Here is a 21,702-nt window from a genome sequence, read left to right on the forward strand (position 1 = left end):
GCTGCCCCGGCGCGCTGAGTGATGCTACGTGTCAAACGTGGCGTGGTGAAAGGTGATAGCGAGGCGGGTGAAGTATGGCCATCCACGAACACGAATGCCGCACCTTTCGCGGCGAACCCTTCAACCTGGGTGCCCTGCAGGGGCAGGTGCTGTTGATCGTGAACGTGGCCAGCCGCTGCGGTTTCACGCCTCAGCTCGGTGAACTGGAGCGCCTCTACCGGCGCCACCGTGATCGCGGCTTCACCGTGCTGGCCTTTCCCTGCAATCAGTTCGCCCGTCAGTCGCCGGAAACGGCCTTGGATTTCTGCGCCTTCAGTTCGAGTCAGTATGGCGCCACTTTCCCGGTCATGGAGAAGGTCAAGGTAAACGGCCGCGGTGCGCATCCGCTGTTCGTCGAACTCAAGCGCAAGGCGCCGGGCGTGATGCATACCACGATGATCAAGTGGAACTTCACCAAGTTCCTGGTGGCGCGGGATGGCCGGGTGATACAGCGCTTCTCGCCGCGGGCGAGCGGCCAGGAGCTGGAGCGAGCCCTGGAGCAGGCGCTCGACGAAGACTTTCAGGTTTGAATCAAGGCGACTCGCCGCGTTCCATCATCACCCGGGCCATCAGCTCGTTCCAGCGGTGCCGGGTCATCATCGTGGTCAGCCCCGAGAACAGCGCCCAGCTCTTGCGACGCCAGCCCGTGAGCCGCAGGTTGTGAGCCACCAGTTGTTGCATCAACTGGTAGTCGTCGAACTCGCGCCATTTGCCGGCGATCGACATCTGGTTACGCGCCAGCACAGGGGCCAGTTCGAGGCGAAAGATCCACTCCAGTTCGTGCAGCGTCAGCTCGTGGCGCTGGATCACCTCCACCATGCGTGCGTAGTGGCGTTCGCTGGGCTCGCGATCCAGCCACAGCGGGGCCAGTGCCAGCCACAGCTCGCCGCGCTCGTCCACTAGTGCCTGTGCGTTCATACCCACCTCCTGCCATGGCATTGCCGGGGTTGCATCGTGCCCCAGGTGCCATCGTCGCTCAAGTGCGGACAGACGCAAGCGTGGCCGCTAGAATGTCGCCACTGTCCATTCGTATCGATCCGGCGTCCTGCGCGGCGCTGCTACATCAATAATGAGGTCTGTCGTGATCATCAAACCCAAGGTTCGCGGTTTCATCTGTACCACTACCCATCCGGTCGGCTGCGAGAAAAACGTGCTCGAGCAGATCGAGGCGACCCGTGCGCGTCAGTTCGACAAGGCCAGTGGGCCGAAGAAGGTGCTGGTGGTGGGTGCCTCCAGCGGCTACGGCCTGGCGGCACGCATCACCGCGGCGTTCGGCTACGGCGCCGATACCCTGGGTGTGTTCTTCGAGAAGCCCGGCAGCGAGAAGAAGCCCGGCACCGCAGGTTGGTACAACGCCGCCGCCTTCGACAGGTTCGCCAAGGCCGAAGGGCTCTACAGCAAGTCGATCAACGGCGATGCCTTCTCCCATGAGGCGCGCGAGAAGGCCATCGAGCTGATCAAGCAGGACATGGGGCAGATCGACCTGGTGGTCTACTCGCTGGCTTCGCCGGTGCGCAAGCTGCCTGACAGCGGTGAGCTCAAGCGCTCCGCGCTCAAGCCGATCGGCGAGACCTACCGCGCCACCGCCATCGACACCAACAAGGACACCATCATCGAAGCCGAGGTCGAGCCCGCCACCGAGCAGGAGATCGAGGATACCAAGGCGGTGATGGGCGGCGAAGACTGGGAGCTGTGGATCGATGCACTGGACCGTGCCGGCGTGCTGGCACCCGGCGCCCGCAGCGTGGCGTTCAGCTATATCGGCACCGAGATCACCTGGCCGATCTACTGGCATGGCGCGCTGGGCAAGGCCAAGGAGGATCTCGATCGCGCCGCGGGCGAGATCGACGCCAGGCTCAAGACCAGCGGCGGCGGCGCCAACGTGGCGGTACTCAAGTCGGTGGTGACCCAGGCCAGTGCCGCCATTCCGGTCATGCCGCTCTATATCGCCATGGTCTACAAGGTAATGAAGGAGAAGGGCCTGCACGAGGGCACCATCGAGCAGCTCAACCGCCTGTTCGGCGAACGGCTCTATTCATCTCAAGGGCAGGGAGGAGAGATGACGACCGACGAAGCGGGTCGCCTGCGCCTGGACGATTGGGAACTACGTGACGACGTACAGCAGGCGTGCAAGGACCTGTGGCCCCAGGTGACCACCGAGAACTTGTTCGACATCACCGACTATGCTGGTTACAAGCACGACTTCTTGAAGCTGTTCGGGTTCGAGCGCGATGACGTCGACTATGATGCCGATGTGAACCCGGACGTTGATTTCGATGTCGTGACTTTATAGGCCCGTCGAAGCGGAAATCGGCTTTCCATGGCGGGCGAATCCAGCGCCATAAGGAGGTGCCCCATGGACACCAGGGAGAGCAAAACGCCGCAGGAAGAGTACGAACACCTCAGGGAAGTGAGGATGCCCGAGGACTATGAGCACCCGGAGCCTGATGCCGAACAGCCGGAAGCCAAGCGGCCCGCCAAGGGCTGGCACTGGCTGGTGCTGGGGGTGGCGATAGCCATCGGCCTGTTTTTGACCTATCGGCTGCTGTCGGTGGCCTGGCTCTGACCTGCCCGCCGACATGATGTGACGCGCCCTGTGGTTCCGGGCCAGGGGGCGTCGTTATCCTGCGGTATTGCCAACGCTGCCGATCGAGTACCATTTCCGCTTCGATCCGGCACATGGCGCTGTGCAATGCCTGACACCTCCACCTCCGATGCTCGCGACAATCCGACCCGCTGGGTGGGGGTGCTGACGCTGCCGGGATTCTCGCTGCTGGCCCAGGCTTGCGCGCTGGAGCCGTTGATGGTGGTCAACCAGTTGGCTGGCCGGCGGCTCTATCGGCTCCAGGCGTTCACGCCCGAAGGTGGTGAGGTCTCCAGCATGGCTGACATCAGCCAGGCAGCCTGTACCCCCTTCGAGCTTGCCTCGGCCGAGCTGGACATGCTGATCGTCTGCGCGCCGAGCCCGCTACCGCCGATGCACGAGAGTGCTCTGCCGGGCCAGTTGCGCCTGCTGGGGCGCAGCGGCGTGGTGCTGGTAGGTGTCGGTGGGGGTACCGAACTACTGGCCCGCGCCGGTGTGCTGGACGGCTATCGCGCCACATTGCCGTGGCAGCGTTTCGCCGCCTTCACCCGTGCCTTCCCTCGCGTGCGTTTGACCCAGCAGCTGTTCGAGATCGACCGTGAACGCCTCACCTGCGGCGGCGGCACCGCGGCGATGGACATGATGATGACCCTGATCGCCTCCCACCACGGCAGCGAGCTGGCCGAGCGGGTCTCCGAGCACTTCGTGCTGGAACGGGTGCGCATGGCGGATGAGCCGCAGCAGGTACCGCTGCGTGCCCGGCTGGGCCATGCCCCGGCACCGCTGGTGGATGCCGTGATGCTGATGGAGGCCAACATCGAGGAGCCGCTGACCACCCATGAGTTGGCCGAGCACCTCGGCATCTCGCGCCGCCAGCTCGAGCGGCTGTTCAAGAAGTACCTGCAGGCGGTTCCCGGCCGCTACTATCTCGACTTGCGTCTGAAGGAGGCGCGGCGCCTGCTGCGCGAGAGCGACCTGCCCGCCGGTGAGATCGCCATGAAGACCGGCTTCTCCTCGCCGGCGCATTTCTCCACCGCCTACCGCAACCATTTCGGCGTGACGCCACGCGAAGAGCGTCTCTAACCGCGTTTTACAGCCTTTTATACAAATCGGGGTCCCATTGGTGAAAGCCGACCGGCGTGTCGCTCCTTATACTCGAACGACATCGTTGCGTTGCTATCACCCCTGCAGGAATGGAGACCGAGATGAGCCATACCCCGACCCGTGCCGATTTCGACCAGTACATGGTGCCGAACTACTCCCCCCAGAAGGTCATACCGGTGCGCGGAGAGGGTAGCCGACTGTGGGATCAGGAGGGACGCGAGTACATCGACTTCGCCGGCGGCATCGCCGTCAATTCCCTGGGGCACTGCCATCCGGTGCTGGTGAAAGCGCTCACCGAGCAGGCCAATAAACTGTGGCATCTCTCCAACGTCTATACCAACGAGCCGTCGTTGAAACTGGCCAAGACCCTGGTGGAGCGCACCTTTGCCGACAAGGCCTATTTCTGCTCGTCCGGCGGCGAAGCCAACGAGGCGGCGCTCAAGCTGGCGCGGCGCTGGGCCCACGACAACTTCGGCGAGCACAAGCACCGCATCGTCTCGTTCCGTCAGTCGTTCCACGGTCGCACCTTCTTCACCGTCAGCGTCGGCGGTCAGCCCAAGTACTCCCAGGGCTTCGGCCCGATACCCGGGGGCATCGTCCACGGCGAGTTCAACGACCTCGACAGCGTGCGTGACCTGATCGACGACGATACTTGTGCGGTGATGGTCGAGCCGATGCAGGGCGAAGGCGGCATCCAGCCGGCCACCCAGGAATTCCTGCAGGGGCTGCGTGACCTGTGCGACGCTCACGATGCGCTGCTGATCTTCGACGAGGTGCAGACCGGCGTGGGCCGCACCGGCTCGCTCTACGCCTACATGGAGTACGGCATCGAGCCGGATATCCTCACCAGCGCCAAGGCGCTGGGCGGCGGCTTCCCCATCGGTGCCATGCTCACCACCGATCGCGTCGCCCCCGCCCTGGCCATTGGCACCCACGGTTCCACCTACGGCGGCAACGCCCTGGCCTCGGCCGTGGCCCTGGCCGCAGTGGAGCACATCGACACCCCGCAAGTGCTGGATGGCGTCAAGCAGCGCCATGATCTGTTCCGCGAGCACCTCGAGGCGATCAACCGCAAGCACGGCGTGTTCAAGGAGATCCGCGGCATGGGTCTGCTGGTTGGCGCCGAGATGTCGTCCGAGTACCAGGACCGTGCCAAGGACATCCTGCCGCTGGCCATCGAAGAGGGTCTGATGGCACTGATCGCCGGTCCAAACGTGCTGCGCATGGCGCCCTCGCTGGTAATTCCCGAGGCCGACATCGCCGAGGGCATGGTGCGGCTGGAGCGTGCCGTGGCGCGGCTGGTGGCGGCCAAGTGAAGGCAGGCCGAGCCATGCAGGACACCACCGTCAATCGAGGAGATCCCGCCATGATGGTCGTTCGTCCCGTCAGGCAAGCCGATCTGCCGGCACTCGAGCGGTTGGCTGGCTTGGCCACGCCGAGCCTGACCAACCTGCCGGCCCATCGCGACCGCCTCGAGGAGCGTATTGCCCGTTCGCGGCAGTCGTTCGGCCGCGAGGTGGATTTCCCCGGCGACGAGCATTACACCTTCGTGCTCGAGGATCTCGAGCGGGGCGAGGTCGTGGGGACTGCCACCCTGCGCGCCGAGGCCGGCGCGCGGGAGGCCTACTACACCTACCGCCAGGAAACCCTGATCCACGCTTCGCAGCCGTTCAATGTGCGCCGCGAGGTGCAGACCCTGTCGCTCTCCCATGAGGTTTCCGAAACCACCCAGCTGTGCGCCCTGTCGCTGGACCCGCGCTATCGCGGCACCAGTGCCGAGAGCCTGCTGCGCCGTGCGCGGCTGATGTTCATCGCCCAGTACCCGGAGCGCTTCGCCGAGGTGCTGGCGATGGCCTTCCCGGGTTATCTCGATGAGCAGGGGGAGTCGCCGTTCTGGAACAGCGTGGGGCGCCACTTCCTTTCGTGCGCGACTACCACGAGATCAATTACCTGGCCGGGGTGCGCTCGAAGAGCTTCATCGCCGAGGTGATGCCGCAGTTCCCGCTCTACCTGGCGCTGCTCACGCCCCAGGCGCGGGCCGCCATCGGTCGCGAACACCCGGCCCACGAGGCGGCCATGGCCGAGATGCTGGCCGAGGGCTTCATGCGCTCGCGCCACGTCGACCTGTTCGACGCCGGCCCGGTGATCAAGGGCGAGCGCGACCGCTTGCACACCTTCCGCCGTGCCGCCTGGCATCCGGTTCGGGTGCGCCCGGCCCACGCCCTGCCGGACGCCGAGCCGGCGATGATCGCCAACCAGCGCCTGGCCGACTTCCGCTGCGTGGTGGCGCGCTACGCACTGTCGCCCACCGGGCAGTTGATGCTCTCACCGGAGCATGCCGAGCTGCTCGGCGTTGAGGAGGGACGAGCGGTGCTGGCGGCGCCTCTGGCGTTGCCGACCGCGGGCGAGGACGAGCTGGGTTTCGACGAGGGGGAGCTGTGATGCGTATCCGACCGATTGTCGAGGGCGACCTGGACGAACTGCAGAAGATCGCCCGCGAGACCGGTGTCGGCTTCACCTCGCTGCCCGACAACCGCGAGTTCCTCGCCGCCAAGATCACCGCCGCGATGGCCGCTTTCGAGCAGCGCACGCCGGCTGACCGGCGCAACTACTTCTTCGTGCTGGAGGACGAGGCGAGCGGTGAGCTGGCGGGCTGCTGCGCCATCGAGGGACAGGTGGGCCGCGAGGTGCCGTTCTATCATTATCGCCTGGGCACGCTGGCCCACTCATCGGTGCAGCTCGACCTGCACCGCACCATCGATACCCTGTTCCTCAGCTCCGACCACACCGGCGACGCCGAGGTGGCCTCGCTGTTCCTGCGCCCCCAATACCGGGGCAAGGAACGCCAGCATCAGCGCAACGGCGCGCTGCTGTCGATGATGCGCTGGCTGTTCATGGCCGAGTTCCGCGACCAGTTCCCCGACAAGGTGTTGGCCGAGATGCGTGGCGTGTTCGACGAGCGTGGCAAGAGCCCGTTCTGGGAGTGTCTGGGCAGCCATTTCTTCCCCATGGACTTCGACGAGGCCGACCGCCTCACCGGGCTCGGTCAGAAGAGCTTCATCGGCGAGCTGATGCCCAAGTTCCCGATCTATACCCCGTTCCTTTCCGACGAGGCACGGGCCTGTATCGGCCAGGTGCACCGGCACACCCGCCCGGCGCTGGCCATGCTCAAGAAGGAAGGGCTGCGCTGGGAAGGCTTCATCGACATCTTCGATGGCGGTCCCACGGTGGAAGCCTATATCGACGACGTGCGGGCAGTGCGCAAGTCTCGCCGCTGCCGGGTCGAGGTTCACAGCGGCAGCGAGACGCCGCCTGCGCGCCCGCGCTGGTTGGCGGCAAGCACCCACATGGCGGATTTCCGTTCCGCCTGGGTGGCCCATGGCCCCGACGAAGAGGGCACTCTCACCCTGAGCGAGACGGAAGCCCAGCGGCTGGGCGTTGCGGCCGGCGACCCCCTGCGGGTACTGGATACCGAGGAGACTTCATGAAAGCGATGCAACAGCTGATGATCGGCGGCCGCTGGCTGCAGGGCGAGGCGACGGGCTTCACCAAGCGCGATCCGGTCTCCGGCGAAACTCTGTGGCAGGGCGCTGCCGCCAGCGATAACCAGGTGGCGGCAGCGGTGGACGCCGCCCGCTGTGCCTTTCCGGGCTGGGCCCGGCTCGCCTTTGCCGAACGCCTGAGCGTGGTGGAGCGCTTCCGCGAGCTGCTCGAGACCCACCGCGAGGACCTGGCCCGCGCCATCGCCGGCGAGACCGGCAAGCCGCTGTGGGAGGCCCGCACCGAAGTGGGCGCCATGATCGGCAAGGTGGCGATCTCGGTGCGCGCCTATCAGGAGCGCACCGGCGAGCGTAGCCGCGACCTGGGCGACACCACCGCCGTGCTGCGCCATCGCCCTCATGGCGTGATGGCGGTGTTCGGCCCCTACAATTTCCCCGGCCACCTGCCCAACGGTCACATGGTGCCGGCGCTGCTGGCCGGCAACACGGTGGTGTTCAAGCCCAGCGAGCAGACCCCGCTGACGGCCGATCTCACCCTGCAGTGCTGGCAGCAGGCGGGCCTGCCTGCCGGCGTGATAAACCTGGTGCAGGGTGCCGCCCCGGTGGGCCAGGCGCTGTCGTCGCATCCTGGCATCGACGGGCTGCTGTTCACCGGCAGCGCCCGGGTCGGTGGCCTGCTCAACCGTCAGTTCGCCGACCAGATCGAGAAGATTCTGGCGCTGGAGCTGGGTGGCAACAACCCGCTGGTGGTCAAGGAGGTGCACGACCAGGACGCCGCGGTACTGGCCATTCTGCAGTCGGCCTTCCTTTCCGGCGGCCAGCGCTGTACCTGCGCGCGGCGGCTGATCGTGCCCGAGGGGCAGATTGGCGATCACCTGCTCGACGCGCTGGTCGATGCCATGGCCCGTTTGCGGGTCGCAGGGCAGTTCGAGGAGCCGGCGCCGTTCTACGGTGGCCTGGTCAGCCCCGAAGCGGCCCAGGGTTTGCTCAAGGCCCAGGACGAGCTCGAAGCGCTGGGCGGCGTGGTGCTGGCGCGCATGGAGTGCCTGCAGGAGAACACCAGCCTGCTCTCGCCGGCGCTGATCGACGTCACCGGCCTGCCGGTGCCCGACGAGGAGCACTTCGGTCCGCTGCTCAAGGTTTACCGCTATCGCGACTGGGACCACGCTCTCGAGCTGGCCAACGATACCCGCTATGGCCTTGCTGCGGGCCTGATTGGCGGCGAGCGCGCCGACTGGGACGACTTCCTGCTGCGCATTCGTGCCGGCATCGTCAACTGGAATCGCCAGACTACCGGTGCCTCCGGCGACGCCCCCTTCGGTGGCGTGGGCATCAGTGGCAACCATCGCCCCAGCGCCTATTACGCCGCGGACTACTGCGCCTATCCGGTGGCCTCGATGGAGGCCGAGACCCTGACCCTGCCCGACAACCTGCCGCCTGGAGTCGTGCTATGAGCGAAACGACGAATGCCGCCGACTACCGGGAAGTCAATTTCGACGGCCTGGTGGGTCCAACCCACAACTACTCGGGCCTGGCCCACGGCAACGTGGCCTCGATGCGGCACGGTGGACTGATTTCCAATCCCCGCGAAGCGGCGCTGCAGGGGCTGGGCAAGATGAAGGCGCTGATGGATGCCGGTTATGCCCAGGGCGTGCTGCCGCCCCAGCAGCGCCCGGACCTCGGCGCGCTGCGCTCGCTCGGTTTCTCCGGCAGCAATCGCGAGGTGCTGGCGCGGGCGGCCGGTGAGGCGCCCCAGGTACTGCGTGCGGTGTGCTCGGCTTCGAGCATGTGGACGGCCAATGCCGGCACGGTGACGCCAAGCCGCGATGCGCCGGATGGGCGAGCGCACTTCACTCCTGCCAACCTGCAGTCGAGCTTCCATCGCTTCCTGGAGCCGGAGACCACCGGTCGGGTGCTGGCGGCGATCTTCCGCAACGAGGCGCACTTCGCTCATCACCCGGTGCTGCCGGCCACACCGGCCTTCTCCGACGAGGGTGCGGCCAACCACACGCGGCTCGCCGGTGAACACGGCGATGCCGGGGTGCACCTGTTCGTCTACGGTCGCCAGGCCTTCGGAGGGAATCCTGCCCAAGAGCCCAAGCGCTTCCCCGCGCGCCAGACCCTGGAGGCGAGCCAGGCGGTGGCCCGCCAGCACGGCCTCACGGCGGCACAGACGGTGTTTGCCCAGCAGCATCCCGATGCCATCGACGCCGGCGTCTTCCACAACGACGTGATCGCAGTGGGCAACGGGCCGGTGCTGCTCTATCACGAGATGGCTTTCCGCGATGAGCATGCCACCCTCGACGCGCTGCGCAGCAAGATGGCCTCGCCCTTGATTCCGGTGCGTGTGCCCAGCGAAGCGGTGAGCCTCGATGACGCAGTGGCTTCCTACCTCTTCAACTCGCAATTGCTGAGCAACCCTGACGGCAGCATGAGCCTGGTGGTGCCCGGAGAATGCCAGGAGCGCGAGGCGGTGTGGCGCACTATTCAAGACCTGCTGCTGGCCGGGCATAATCCCATCGGTGAAGTCGTGGTAAAGGACGTGAAGCAGAGCATGCGCAACGGCGGCGGCCCTGCCTGCCTGCGCCTGCGGGTGGTACTCTCCGACCAGGAGCGTGCGGCATTGACTGGCCGGGTGCTGCTCACCGACGGCCTGCACGCCGAACTCACCGCCTGGGTCGAGCGCCACTACCGCGACCGCCTGGCACCCGACGACCTGGCCGACCCGCAGTTGGCCGACGAGACACTCACCGCGCTGGACGAACTGACCCGCATCCTCGAGATCGGTTCGGTCTATCCCTTCCAACTGGGCTAAGCGTCCAGCGCGGTGAAGAGAGTAAACGGATAAGGACATCATGCGAGATCTCATCATCGTACGCTTGAGCCCTGACTCGCCCCATGTTGCTACGGTGGCGAGCTGGACATTTGCCGAGTGGGGGCACCTGCACCCCGGCAGCACCGCCGAATCCTACCGTGAGGCCTTCCGCCGCGAATGCGGCGAAGGCGGCGTGCCTTCGGTATTCGTCGCCATGGCGGGCGACCGGCCGGTGGGTACGGCGTCACTGCTGGCCGAGGACATGGACAGCCGCCGCGAGCTCACGCCCTGGCTGGCTTCGGTATTTGTGCTGCCTGAGTGGCGTGGGCGGGGCATCGCCGCTGGGCTGATTCGCCGCGTCGAAGAGGAAGCCGCAGCCAGCGGTTTCGACCATTTCTACCTGTTTACCCCTGACCAGCAGGGGCTTTATCGTCGGCTCGGCTGGCAAGACCATGAAGAGCTGAGCTACCGGGGTGAAGAGATCACCATCATGCTGCGCCAGCTCGAGGCATGACTGCCGCATCACCGCTGGCACTGTATCGCGATGCGGTAGAGCGTCACGGCTTCGCCCCCGACGAGGCGCAGCAAGCTGCCGCCGCACGGCTCGACGCCTGCTTCCAGACGCTGCATGGCGAGGCCGATCTGATGAGCCGTCGGGCCATACCCGGGGTCTATCTTTGGGGGCCGGTGGGTCGCGGCAAGACCTGGCTGATGGATGGCTTTCATCGCCACTTGCAGGTGCCCTCCCGGCGTCTGCATTTTCACCACTTCATGCGCTGGGTGCACCAGCGTCAGTTCCAACTGAGCGGTACCAGCGACCCTCTCAAGGCGCTGGCGCGAGAGCTGGCGTCGGAGGTGCGTGTGCTGTGCCTCGACGAACTGTTCGTCAGCGACATTGCCGATGCCATGCTGCTGGGCCGACTGATGCAGGCCCTGTTCGAGCACGGCCTGGTGCTGGTGTGCACCTCCAACCAAGCGCCGAGCCAGCTGTATGCCGACGGCTTCAACCGCGAGCGCTTCCAGCCGGCCATCGAAGCCATCGAGCGCTGCATGGAGGTGGTGGAGCTCGACGGCGGCTTCGATCACCGCCTGCACCCCGGCCGAGCGTGTCAGCGCTACTGGGTGGCCGAGCCTGGCCGGCCGAGCGCAATGGCAGTCGTCTTCGAGCGCTTGAGCGAGGGGGAGACGACAAGCACCAAGCCCAGCGCCGATTTTATCGAGCTGGGTCATCGTCGCATCGCGGTGGAGCGGCGCAGTCAGCGAGTGGTGTGGTGTCGTTACGCCGAGCTGTGCGAGCAGCCGCTGGCGGCAATGGATTTCATCGCACTGGCCGATGAGTTCGAGCATGTCCTGCTGAGCGAGGTACCGCGGCTGAACGATGCCCATGCTCTGGGTAGTATCGCCCGCGGAACCGAGGATGGTGCCGAGCGTGTCGAGGCCGGCGAGCGAGAACTCCCGCCGCTGTCGCGACGCGACGATGGTGTGCGCCGCTTCATTGCCCTGGTCGACGAGTGCTACGACCGCCATGTGCCGCTCTACGTGGAGGCCGAGGTCGCCATGGACGAGCTGTACCCCAATGGCTACCTGGCATTTGCCTTCCGGCGTACCTTGAGCCGGCTGCGCGAAATGCAACTGGTGAGGTTTGGTGGTCTACCTGCAAGCGACGAAACTGACTTCGTCATTCGGTAAGCGGTGCCCCAATGCACTGCGTGAAAACCGCGACCATGGGGTCATAATCGCAACAATAAGCGGCAATGTTGGCTCGGATCCACTCGTCCCGGTCGAGCCCGGCCCATGATATCTCGTAGCCGCAATTGATGATCAGGTGTTCGAAGAGGAGTCGCTGCGCCCTGCCGTTACCATCACGAAAAGGATGCAGGACATTGAGCTCACCGTAAAACTCGGCAGCGGCGACTACCAGCTCGTTACGTTCAAGGCCTGTGTACCAATTGGCGTTTGCTAGCTGTGTAAACAGTTTTTGGGCTTCCGGCTCGATGCGGCCACAATGACAGAATCGCGTATCGCCTTTGGAAATGTCTATGATGCGGACTTCGCCGGCCCAAGGGTACAGATCGCCGAAGAGCTGTCGGTGCAGGGCCTTGAGGTAGTTGAAGTCATAGGGAGGGGGGCTGAACGGGATCCCGTCGGCAGCAATAATCGTCAGCTCGCGTTCGGCTTCCTGCAGGATTGCATCGTCACGAATCTCGAGGAGATTCTTGAAAATATTCGTTCCGTCGTAACAGTAGGGGTCCTGACCGACGCCGTACTTGTCCATGACAGTGGCGAGCGGCCACGCTCAACGCTGGCGATATTTTTCCAGGGTAGCGGACTTGCTGGGCAGGCTATGAGGCGCGTCGGGAGCGCTGAATCCCTCCAGGCGCAGGCTAGCCGCATAATTGTGTAGCCTGACCTTGGCGAAATAGTCCTGCTTGGTCTTGAGGGGTACCTTGATCATGGGTCTACCTCGAAGTTGCCGATGGCCCTATTTTAACGCATATCAGCCCACGATGCTTCTTGTCTGTAGCGCATCGCTTGTCGTCGAACAGGTGCCCCGGTATCGGCCTGATGGCCGATACCGGGGCTTGAGCCGCTAGCTGTTGGCCGCCCCGCCGACGATGCCGCCGCGCAGGCCACCCTGCCTGTCGCTGCCACGCAGGTGCTGCACCACGGTATCCTCCGGAGAGCCGGCCATTTCGCGGAACATGCCCATGGAGCCGAGCAGGGCGGAGGATTCGTAGGGCACGAAGACCCGTTCGCCGTTCTTGGCCATATTGGGCAGAACCTTGATGTAGCTCTGGCCGAGCAAGTAGCCCACTACGGTACGCTTGTGCTCGTCGCTTTCGCCGATGGCGCTAAGCACCAGCTTGATTGACTCCTGCTCACCCTGGGCGCGCAGGATGGCCGATTCCTTGTCACCCTGGGCGTTGAGGATAGCCGACTCGCGCTGGCCCTGGGCCATGGCGATGGCGGCGGCCTTCTCGCCCTCCGCTTCGGTCACGGTGGCACGGCGCTTTCGCTCGGCGGCCATCTGCAGGCGCATGGCGGACTCCACCTCTTCCGGCATGGCGATGTCCTGGACCTCGACGCGGGAGATCTTCACCCCCCACTTGGAAGCGGCTTCTTCCATGGCGGCCTGGATCTCGTTGTTGACCTCGGCCCGAGACTCGAACAGCTTGTCGAGCTCCATCTTGCCCACTACCGAGCGCAGGGTGGTCTTGGCCAGCACTTCCACCGCCTGGCTCATGTTCTCCACCTCATAGACGGCGCGTCTCGGGTCGATGATCTGGTAGTAGAGCGCGCCGTTGATGTTGACCGTAACGTTATCGGTGGTCACCACCGGCTGGCCCGGGAAATCCATGACCGTTTCACGACGATCGATGCGGACCTCGTTGCTGGTTATCGGATGGTAGTCCTCGCCCATCTTGCGATAGCGAATCATGGTGATGGCGCGGGGTTGTTCGATGAAGGGAATGATGATGTTGATGCCGCTTTCCAGCAGGCGATTGAAGGATCCCAGTCGCTCGATGACCATCACCTCGGACTGGCGCACGATGACCAGCCCCTTGGCGATGATCAGAATGCCGATGACGACGACGATGAGGGCGAGTAGCAGCCCCGGATTGATGGGTAGATCCATGTTCACGTTCCTTCATGTTGTGGCGTAGGTGCTGACGGGGCAGGCGTTCGCCCCTCAACGGTCATGCTCGGTTCAGCGCGGTTGGATATGGCTGACGATGGCCGTGGTGCCGTCGAACTGCTGGAAGACCACGAGCGTACCCTCGGGCAGCTCGGTCTCGCCGGTCTCGGCCACGCGCAGGCGATAGAAATCGCCGTTGATCTTGACGCCGCTGGCGCCGTCGAAGTCGCGCTTGAGGGTGGTATAGGTGTGCCCCTGCTCCACACCGGTGCCGGTGGTGCCGTAGGAGACGCCGCTAGGCGAGAACCAGGGGCGGATCACCTTGACCGCAAGCGGAATCATGATGCCCGAGAACACGCCCATGGCCAGTAACTGCCAGGGCAGCGTGAGGCCGAATGCCGCCAGGGCCGAGGTGAGGGCGGCAGCCACGCCCAGCGACAGCAGCACCAGGCCGCCGGAGGAGAGTTCGGCCAGGCCCAGCAGCAGGGCGATGGCCAGCCATATCAGGGCGGGGTTCCAGTCCATGGTAGTCTCGGTAATGAATTGTTTCCCAGAGCGCCGGTGCGATGATCTTCGCGGCGCCTGGTTCTATCGTAGTCGTACGACACCCATGGTAAAGGAGAGCACCATGTCGCACACCCTGGCAGTCCGTCCTTTTTCTGCACTTGCCCTCATACTGGCCGGCAGCGCCTTGCTGGTAGCGCCAGCCCTGGCCTCGGAAGAGGAAGCCCAGGCACAGGAACAGATCGAGCAGGCTGAACCCGCCGAGGCGGAGGAGCAGCAGACCCAGGATGAAACCGACGATGCCAACGAGGCCGACGCGGATGGAGCCAGCGGCGAAGAGGCTGTCGACGCACATGCCGCCGATCACGACCACGTCCAGGAGCCGGACGAGCACGCCGACAACGAGGCCGTGCAGGCCTACCGCGAGGTCAACCGGCGCATGCATGAGGACATGGCGATCGACTTCACCGGCAACCCCGATGCCGACTTCTCCCGCAGCATGATCCCTCATCACCAGGGTGCCATCGACATGGCCAACGTGGTGTTGATGCACGGCGAGGACGAGGCAATCCGCGACCTCGCCCGCGAGGTCATCGAAGCCCAGGAGGAGGAAATTGCTTTTCTGCGCGACTGGCTGGCCCAGCACGGCCATGAGGTCGAATAGTCCTCTTCCGTTGCGTTGAACCCGTTCGGCGGCATGCACAGATGCCGCCGAACCTGTTTCTACTCCAGTCGCGGTCCCACTACGCCCCACCCATACGCCACCGCTACGCCCCCCGGGGAGGAGGACGCCTGCGCCGCGATTGGCGAGTCTAGGCGTGTCCCCCCGCGCCTTGCCGCAATGGCATTTGGCGCCGATAACAACAACCCGGAGGTTCAAACTCATGCTTCGGACACGCCACGGTGTGCTTCTCCCTTTGCTGGCCGTGCTCGGCGGCGCTCTGGCTGTCTCCGCCAACGCCTTTGGCGACGACCGGCTGACGATCTGGATGGGTGACAACAAGGGCTACGACGGTATCCGCGAAGTCGCGCGCCAGTTCACCGACGACACCGGCATCGAAGTGCAGGTCGTCAACCCGGACAACCTCACCGACCGCTTCCAGCAGGCGGCGGGTAGCGGCCAGGGGCCCGACATCGTCATCTGGGCCCACGACCGCATCGGCGAATGGGCCCAGAGCGGCCTGCTTGTCCCGGTCACCCCCGGCGACGATTTCCGCGAACGCTACTTCGACTTCACCTGGGACGCCACGCTGTGGAACGGCGAGCACTACGGCTACCCGATCTCGGTGGAGGCGCTGGGCCTGATCTACAACAAGGCGCTGGTCGAGACGCCTCCGGAGAGCTTTGCGGAGTTGGTGGCGCTCGATGCCGAGCTTATCGGGCAGGGCAAGAAGGCGATCCTGTTCGACTACGGCGAGCCCTACTACGGCTGGACGCTGCTGGCGGCCAACGGCGGCTACCCCTTCCGTCAGACCGAGGAAGGCTTCGACGTCGACGATATCGGCGTCAACAACGAAGGAGCCCTCCAGGGCGCTGAGCTGCTGCTGGAGCTGATCGAGAGCGGGGTGCTGCCGCGGGGCACCGACTACAGCATCATGGACACGCGCTTCAACCGAGGCGAAGTGGCTGCCATGATCAGCGGCCCATGGGCCTGGAGCAATCTGGAGCAGAGTGGTATCGACTACGGCGTGGCGCTGCTGCCCAAGGTGGGCGACGAGCGCGCCAAGCCGATGTTCGGCGTAATGGCAGCGATGATCAACACGGCCTCGCCCAACGACTTCCTGGCTGTGGAATTCCTCGAGAACTACCTGCTCGTCGAGGAGGGCATGCATACCTTCAATAGCGACGGCACGCTGGGTGCCGTGGCGCATATCGGCTACCAGCAGGAGCTGGAGCGCGACCCCAACATCGCCGCCACGCTGGAGAACGCCGAACTTGGCATGCCGATGCCCAACATCCCCGAGATGGGCGCGTTCTGGGCGGCCATGGAGCCGGCGCTGCAGAACATCGGCAGTGGCCGCCAGTCGCCTCGTGAAGCCCTGGACGCCGCGGCCCGCCGCATGCGCCAGTAACGAGGACGCAACCCCATGTACACGACCAATGCTTCCCGGGGGCTGCCGCGGCATCGCTCCCGCTACCCTTCCGAGCGTTACACTCGCTGGGCACTGCGCGGCCTGGTGGCGGCCCTGGTCCTGGCCCTGCTGTGGCTGGTGCTGGCCTTCCATCTCAACGGCCAGCCGATCTTCGCCATGTTGTTCCTGGTGCTAGGCGCTGCGCTGGGCGTGGTCTTCACCCGCCGTCGCTTGATGAGCCACCGCTATATCTTTCCTGCCGTGGCCAGCATGGTGGTATTCGTCATATTTCCCCTGCTTTATACCGTTGGTATCAGCTTCAGCAACTACAGCTCCAGCAACCTGCTCAGTGAGGAGCGGGTGCGTTCCCAGCTGTTGTCGCGTACCTACCAGGAGGAGAGCGCCACCTTCGGCTTCTGGCTCTATGCCACCGAGGAGGGCGTGCGGCTCTTTCTCGAGCGCGAGGGCAGCCCGGGTGGGGCAATGGACGAGGGCGAAGCCGAGGCTGAGGCGGCGCTACGCGGTGTGACGCGTTTCGCCACGGGTCCGATGGCGCTCGGGGGTGGCGAACGCCGCCATGTAGTCATCCAGCCCGCTGAAGTAGAGCCGAAAGGCGAAGCGCTGCCCATGCGTGAGGTAATCGCCAATCGCACAGCGCTGCAGAACCTGGTGCTGGTGACACCCGAAGGGCTCGAGCTGCGCATGGCCGGGCTGCGCCACTACGCCCCCATGCTCGACCGTTATGAAGTCCGTGACGACGGCAGCCTTCACGACCGCCGCGACGACCGGCTATTGGTCGCCGATAGAGAGACGGGCTTCTTCGTCACCGACGAGGGCGAGCGCATCACGCCGGGATGGCCGGTGGCGGTGGGGCTCGACAACTACGCGCGGATCTTTCTCGACCCCGACATTCGCGGTCCTTTCCTGCAGATATTCGTCTGGACCTTCGCCTTCGCCGGGCTCACCGTGCTGTTCACTTTGATCGTCGGCTTCGTGCTCGCCTCGTTGCTGCAGTGGGATCAATTGCGCGGCAAGGCGCTCTACCGCACCCTGCTGATCCTGCCCTACGCGGTGCCGGCGTTCATCTCGATCCTGATCTTCAAGGGCATGTTCAATCAGCACTTCGGCGAGATAAACCTTATCCTCGATGCCCTGTTCGGCGTTCGCCCCAATTGGTTCACCGACCCCTGGCTCGCTCGCACCATGCTGCTGGTCGTCAACACCTGGCTCGGCTACCCCTACATGCTGCTACTGTGCATGGGCCTGATCCAGTCGATACCCAAGGACCTGTACGAAGCCTCTGCGGTGGATGGCGGCGGCCCGTTCACCAACCTGTTCCAGATCACCCTGCCGCTGATCCTCAAGCCGCTCACGCCCCTTTTGATCGCCTGCTTCGCTTTCAACTTCAACAACTTCGTGCTGATCGCCCTGCTCACCGGGGGCAACCCCGACATCCTCGGCGCGAGCACCCCGGCGGGCACCACCGACCTGCTGGTGAGCTACACCTACCGCATCGCCTTCCAGGACGCCGGACAGAACTTCGGGCTGGCGGCCGCCATCGCCACGCTGATCTTCCTGCTGGTTGCGGGCCTGGCGCTGCTCAATTTGCGCCTGGCCAAGGTCAGGGTCTGATTCGCAAGGTCACAGGAGAATCGTCATGGCCATGGTCCAACCCCGCTCGATTCGTTTGCGCAAGCTGGCGGCTCATCTCGCCCTGATCGGCTTTCTCACGCTGATCCTCTTCCCGCTGCTGCTGGTGATCTCGATCTCCTTTCGCGAGGGCAACTTCGCCACCGGCAGCCTGATCCCCGAGCGCTTCTCGCTGGAGCACTGGTCGTTGGCGCTGGGCATTCCCTGGGAGCGTGCCGACGGCAGCGTAGTGCAGCCGCCGTTCCCGGTGCTGCTGTGGCTGTGGAACTCGATCAAGGTGGCGCTGGTGTCGTCGCTGCTTATCGTGCTGCTCTCCACCACCAGCGCCTACGCCTTCGCCCGCATGCGCTTTGCCGGCAAGGCGCCGATTCTCAAGGGGATGCTGATCTTCCAGATGTTCCCGGCAGTGCTCTCGCTGGTGGCGCTCTACGCCCTGTTCGACCGCCTGGGGCAGTTGGTGCCGGCGCTGGGTATCAATACTCATGGTGCGTTGATCGTCGCCTCGCTGGGGGCGGTGGCGCTGCACATCTGGACCATCAAGGGCTACTTCGAATCCATCGACGGCTCGCTGGAAGAGGCCGCCATGGTCGACGGCGCCAGTACCTGGCAGGCATTCCGCTACATCCTGCTGCCGCTGTCGCTGCCGATCCTGATGGTGGTGTTCATCCTCGCCTTCGTCATGAGCATCATGGAGTACCCCATGGCCTCGGTGCTGCTCGTCGACGAGCACAAGCTGACGCTGGCGGTCGGTGCCCAGCAGTACCTGGCCGACCACAACCAGCGCTGGGGCAACTTCGCCGCGGCGGCGGTACTCTCCGGCCTGCCCATCACCGTGGCCTTCCTGATCTGCCAGCGCTGGATCATCGGTGGGCTCACGGCGGGGGGCGTTAAGGGCTGACAACAAGCACGAAGACTGGCTGCGCTCATACCAACGACGCCCCGGCCTCTGGCGAGGTCGGGGCGTCGTTGGTAGCCGTGGACGCTGGTGCTAGTGGGTCACGCCGGGGATGCGTGCCTGGCGCGGGCAGGCCATGCCGTCACTGGCGAACAGATGGCAGCGCTCACCGGAGAGGCCAAGCTCGATTCGTTGCTCATTCTCCAGCTCGGCCAGGCCGTCCAGGCGCTGGGTCAGAGTCTCGCTGATGCCTTCCACCCGCAGGTGGGCGAGGGTCTCGTAGCCGAGTTTCTCGGCTACCATCAGGCGTGCCGCCAGACGCGCGTCGGCGGCGTCGGGTGCGACGAAATCCTCGGCGCGCACCGCCAGGGTGGCGCTATCGCCGGCCTTGAGGCGGGCGCCGTCCACCGCCACGGCAAGCGTCCCGCCGTTGGGCAGGCGCACCGAGGTGCGCTGGCGGCCGGGGTCGAGAACCTCAACCGGTACGAGATTGATCCGCGGCGAGCCGATGAAGCGTGCTACCTCCAGCGTGGCCGGGTAGTGGTAGAGCGACAGCGGCGCGCCGACCTGGGCGATGTGGCCGCCGGCCAGCAGCACGATGCGATCGGCCAGGGTCATCGCCTCGACCTGGTCGTGGGTCACGTAGATCATGGTGGCGCCCAGCCGTCGGTGCAGCTCGGCGATCTGCACCCGCATGTCGACCCGCAGTGCGGCGTCGAGGTTGGAGAGCGGTTCGTCGAACAGGAACACTGCCGGTTCCTTGACCAGGGTGCGGCCGATGGCCACCCGCTGGCGTTGGCCGCCGGAGAGCTCCTTGGGCTTGCGCTCGAGCAGCTCGCCGAGATGCAGCATCTCGGCGGCGTGTGCGACGCGACGGCGAATCTCGGCCTTGTCGGTGCGGGCCAGCTTGAGACCGAAGGCCATGTTCTCGGCCACCGTCATGTGCGGGTAGAGCGCATAGGACTGGAACACCATGCCGATGTCGCGCTCCTGGGGCGGCACCTCGTTGATACGCTCACCGTCGAGTCGCATCTCGCCGCGGCTGATTTCCTCCAGCCCGGCGATCATGCGCAGCAGAGTCGATTTGCCGCAGCCGGAGGGGCCGACGAAGACGACGAATTCGCCGTCCTCGATGGTCAGGTCGATGTCGCGGGAGACCTCGATACCTTCGTAGTCCTTGCCAATGCCGGTCAGTGTCAGACGTCCCATGTGAATTCCTCCCCGATTGGACAGCGGGCGATGGCGATGCCGCAAGGCGGAAGGTGAACCTTGCCAGCGTTCCAGGTACCGTTGACCAGGCCGGGGGCGTCATCGAGCGGCTTCGCTCCCTGCGGGGCGTTCAGGGCGCGAGGCTCGTAGCTGAAGTTGAGCGCTACCAGCAGCCGCCCGCGTGGGGCGTGTTCGGGGTGGCTGCGCTCCAGGCACAGCACGCCGTCGCGCAGCGGGTGGTAGCGAATGGCTCCTTTCACCAGCTCCACGTGCTCGCGGCGGAAGGCGAGGAAGGTGCGGTAAGCGTTGAGCAGCGAGTCGGGATCGTCGTCCTGCCGGTTCATGGCCAGGCCCAGGTGCTCATCGGGTACCGGCAGCCAGGGCTTGCCCTGGGAGAAGTCGCCGTGGCGTCTCTCGGCGGACCAGGGATGCGGTGTGCGGCAGCCGTCGCGGCCCTTGTAGGCCGGCCAGAAAGTGATGCCGGCCGGGTCGGCCAGCTGTTCCAGGGCGAGCTCGGCTTCAGTCAGCCCCAACTCCTCACCCTGATAGAGGCAGACGCTGCCGCGCTGGGTCAGCAGGAAGGCGAGGTAGAGGCGCAGCCTGGCCGGGTCATCCGCTGCGTTCCAGCGTGTGGCGACCCGGGGGACGTCATGGTTGCCCAGCGCCCAGCATGGCCAGCCGTCACCTATGCGCTCCTCCATGGCGGTCATGGTCTGGTGCAGGAACTCGGGGTCGTGGCGCTCGCCCAGCAGGTCGAAGGAGTAGGCCATGTGCAGGCGGTTGCCGCCTTGGGTATAGGTCGCCATCACCTTCAGTGAATCGTCGTCGCCCACCTCGCCGACGCTGGTGGCGCCGGGGTATTCGTCGAGCAGGGTGCGCAGCTTCTCGAGGAAGGCGAGGTTCTCCGGCTGGGTCTTGTCGTGCAGGTGCAACTGGTAGCCGTAGGGATTGTCGCGGCGCACGCCAAGAAAGCCATCCTCCAATTCGCTCCGGGGCGGGTTGTCGACGAGCTCGCCATGGGTGCAGAAGTTGACGGCATCCAGGCGGAAGCCGTCGACCCCGCGGTCGAGCCAGAAGCGTACCTCCTCGAGAATGGCTTCGACCACTTCGGGGTTGCGGAAGTTGAGATCCGGCTGGCTGACGAGGAAATTGTGCAGGTAGTACTGGCAGCGGCGGGTGTCCCACTGCCAGGAGCTGCCGCCGAACACCGACTGCCAATTGGTAGGCGGTGAGCCGTCGGCCTTGGCGTCGGCCCATACGTACCAGTCGGCCTTGGGGTTGTCGCGGCTGGCCCGGCTCTCGACGAACCAGGGATGCTGGTCGGAGGTGTGGGACAGCACCTGGTCGATGGTGACCTTGAGCCCGCGGGCGTGGGCGGCCTCCACCAGGCGGTCGAAGTCGTCGAGCGTGCCGAACATGGGATCGACGTCGCGGTAGTCGGCGACGTCGTAGCCGAAGTCCTTCATTGGAGAGGTGAAGAAGGGCGACAGCCAGATGGCGTCGACGTTCAGCGAGGCGATGTAGTCGAGCTTGTCGATGATCCCCTTGAGGTCGCCGATACCGTCGCCGTTGCTATCCATGAAGCTGCGTGGATAGATCTGGTAGATTACCGCGCCGCGCCACCAGTCCTGGCCCTGCCTGCCGAAGAGTTGCCTTGTGTTCATGCGTTGTCCTTGTCGCCGTCGTATCGGTA

Annotated in this window: 21 protein-coding genes and 1 pseudogene; 15 read left to right on the top strand and 7 right to left on the bottom strand. The window is 65.2% G+C overall.

Translation table 11 applies throughout. From position 1 onward, the window contains the following. Positions 1–74 precede the first annotated feature (74 nt). Positions 75–569 (top strand): glutathione peroxidase, encoded by a 495-nt coding sequence (locus tag SPH52_RS14550; RefSeq protein WP_411795754.1) that lies wholly within the window; start codon positions 75–77, stop codon positions 567–569. A gap of 1 nt (position 570) precedes the next feature. On the opposite strand, the gene SPH52_RS14555 is transcribed toward SPH52_RS14550, so the two are convergent. Next, entirely contained in the window at positions 571–957 is a 387-nt protein-coding gene (locus SPH52_RS14555) for a hypothetical protein (protein WP_411795755.1), read from the bottom strand. Positions 958–1,120: 163 nt separating this feature from the next. Here SPH52_RS14555 and fabV point away from each other — a divergent pair, with 163 nt between their 5' ends. The 10 genes and pseudogenes from fabV to zapE all read left to right on the top strand — a co-directional run bounded on the left by fabV (position 1,121) and on the right by zapE (position 11,731). Continuing rightward, complete coding sequence (gene fabV / locus SPH52_RS14560; protein WP_411795756.1) at positions 1,121–2,332, top strand: enoyl-ACP reductase FabV; 1,212 nt, start codon at positions 1,121–1,123, stop codon at positions 2,330–2,332. A gap of 63 nt (positions 2,333–2,395) precedes the next feature. Next, the gene (locus SPH52_RS14565) at positions 2,396–2,605 is read left to right on the top strand and encodes a hypothetical protein (RefSeq protein WP_411795757.1); all 210 of its coding nucleotides are present in this window, start codon (positions 2,396–2,398) and stop codon (positions 2,603–2,605) included. A 126-nt stretch (positions 2,606–2,731) separates the two neighbouring features. Then, the gene (locus SPH52_RS14570; protein WP_411795758.1) at positions 2,732–3,706 is read left to right on the top strand and encodes a GlxA family transcriptional regulator; all 975 of its coding nucleotides are present in this window, start codon (positions 2,732–2,734) and stop codon (positions 3,704–3,706) included. Positions 3,707–3,828: 122 nt separating this feature from the next. After that, on the top strand, positions 3,829–5,043 hold the full coding sequence (locus SPH52_RS14575) for an aspartate aminotransferase family protein (protein WP_411795759.1): 1,215 nt from the start codon (positions 3,829–3,831) through the stop codon (positions 5,041–5,043). A gap of 50 nt (positions 5,044–5,093) precedes the next feature. Next, positions 5,094–6,169: pseudogene (locus SPH52_RS14580) on the top strand (arginine N-succinyltransferase). After that, positions 6,169–7,215, top strand: a complete 1,047-nt coding sequence (gene astA, locus SPH52_RS14585) for an arginine N-succinyltransferase (RefSeq protein ID WP_411795760.1) — start codon at positions 6,169–6,171, stop codon at positions 7,213–7,215. The pseudogene SPH52_RS14580 and the gene astA overlap by 1 nt, the downstream one beginning before the upstream one ends. Further along, a complete protein-coding gene (gene astD, locus SPH52_RS14590) occupies positions 7,212–8,681 on the top strand; it encodes a succinylglutamate-semialdehyde dehydrogenase (RefSeq protein ID WP_411795761.1) in 1,470 nt (489 codons plus the stop codon). The genes astA and astD overlap by 4 nt, the downstream gene beginning before the upstream one ends. Continuing rightward, the gene (gene astB, locus SPH52_RS14595; RefSeq protein ID WP_411795762.1) at positions 8,678–10,042 is read left to right on the top strand and encodes an N-succinylarginine dihydrolase; all 1,365 of its coding nucleotides are present in this window, start codon (positions 8,678–8,680) and stop codon (positions 10,040–10,042) included. Before astD ends, astB begins: the two co-directional genes overlap by 4 nt. Before the next feature lie 40 nt (positions 10,043–10,082). Continuing rightward, positions 10,083–10,556 (top strand): GNAT family N-acetyltransferase, encoded by a 474-nt coding sequence (locus SPH52_RS14600; RefSeq protein WP_411795763.1) that lies wholly within the window; start codon positions 10,083–10,085, stop codon positions 10,554–10,556. After that, the gene (gene zapE / locus SPH52_RS14605) at positions 10,553–11,731 is read left to right on the top strand and encodes a cell division protein ZapE (protein ID WP_411795764.1); all 1,179 of its coding nucleotides are present in this window, start codon (positions 10,553–10,555) and stop codon (positions 11,729–11,731) included. Before SPH52_RS14600 ends, zapE begins: the two co-directional genes overlap by 4 nt. On the opposite strand, the gene SPH52_RS14610 is transcribed toward zapE, so the two are convergent. From SPH52_RS14610 to SPH52_RS14625, 4 genes are all read right to left on the bottom strand, one after another. After that, positions 11,721–12,317, bottom strand: coding sequence for a putative adenosine monophosphate-protein transferase Fic (locus SPH52_RS14610; RefSeq protein WP_411795765.1), 597 nt, complete (start codon positions 12,315–12,317; stop codon positions 11,721–11,723). The two genes, zapE and SPH52_RS14610, sit on opposite strands and share 11 nt — an antisense overlap. A 21-nt stretch (positions 12,318–12,338) precedes the next feature. After that, complete coding sequence (locus SPH52_RS14615) at positions 12,339–12,497, bottom strand: YhfG family protein (RefSeq protein WP_411795766.1); 159 nt, start codon at positions 12,495–12,497, stop codon at positions 12,339–12,341. Positions 12,498–12,632: 135 nt separating this feature from the next. Continuing rightward, positions 12,633–13,679, bottom strand: a complete 1,047-nt coding sequence (locus SPH52_RS14620; protein ID WP_411795767.1) for an SPFH domain-containing protein — start codon at positions 13,677–13,679, stop codon at positions 12,633–12,635. Positions 13,680–13,751: 72 nt separating this feature from the next. After that, complete coding sequence (locus tag SPH52_RS14625; protein ID WP_411795768.1) at positions 13,752–14,204, bottom strand: NfeD family protein; 453 nt, start codon at positions 14,202–14,204, stop codon at positions 13,752–13,754. Between the two features lie 103 nt (positions 14,205–14,307). On the opposite strand from SPH52_RS14625, the gene SPH52_RS14630 reads away from it, so the two are divergent. The 4 genes from SPH52_RS14630 to malG all read left to right on the top strand — a co-directional run bounded on the left by SPH52_RS14630 (position 14,308) and on the right by malG (position 18,803). After that, on the top strand, positions 14,308–14,847 hold the full coding sequence (locus SPH52_RS14630; RefSeq protein WP_411795769.1) for a DUF305 domain-containing protein: 540 nt from the start codon (positions 14,308–14,310) through the stop codon (positions 14,845–14,847). A 220-nt stretch (positions 14,848–15,067) separates the two neighbouring features. Then, positions 15,068–16,255 carry a maltose/maltodextrin ABC transporter substrate-binding protein MalE gene (gene malE / locus SPH52_RS14635; RefSeq protein ID WP_411795770.1) on the top strand — a complete coding sequence of 396 codons (1,188 nt, stop codon included), beginning with the start codon at positions 15,068–15,070 and terminating at the stop codon, positions 16,253–16,255. A 15-nt stretch (positions 16,256–16,270) separates the two neighbouring features. Beyond that, positions 16,271–17,887, top strand: a complete 1,617-nt coding sequence (malF, locus tag SPH52_RS14640) for a maltose ABC transporter permease MalF (protein ID WP_411795771.1) — start codon at positions 16,271–16,273, stop codon at positions 17,885–17,887. A 25-nt stretch (positions 17,888–17,912) separates the two neighbouring features. After that, positions 17,913–18,803, top strand: a complete 891-nt coding sequence (malG, locus tag SPH52_RS14645) for a maltose ABC transporter permease MalG (RefSeq protein ID WP_411795772.1) — start codon at positions 17,913–17,915, stop codon at positions 18,801–18,803. A 90-nt stretch (positions 18,804–18,893) separates the two neighbouring features. On the opposite strand, the gene ugpC is transcribed toward malG, so the two are convergent. Both ugpC and SPH52_RS14655 read right to left on the bottom strand, forming a co-directional pair. Further along, positions 18,894–20,009: a sn-glycerol-3-phosphate ABC transporter ATP-binding protein UgpC gene (gene ugpC / locus SPH52_RS14650; protein WP_411795773.1), complete on the bottom strand. Its 1,116-nt coding sequence runs from the start codon at positions 20,007–20,009 to the stop codon at positions 18,894–18,896. Next, on the bottom strand, positions 19,997–21,673 hold the full coding sequence (locus tag SPH52_RS14655; RefSeq protein WP_411795774.1) for an alpha-amylase family glycosyl hydrolase: 1,677 nt from the start codon (positions 21,671–21,673) through the stop codon (positions 19,997–19,999). The genes ugpC and SPH52_RS14655 overlap by 13 nt, the downstream gene beginning before the upstream one ends. Positions 21,674–21,702: the final 29 nt, after the last annotated feature.

The organism is Halomonas sp. A29, assembly GCF_046723295.1.
In the GTDB taxonomy this organism is placed as follows: domain Bacteria; phylum Pseudomonadota; class Gammaproteobacteria; order Pseudomonadales; family Halomonadaceae; genus Halomonas.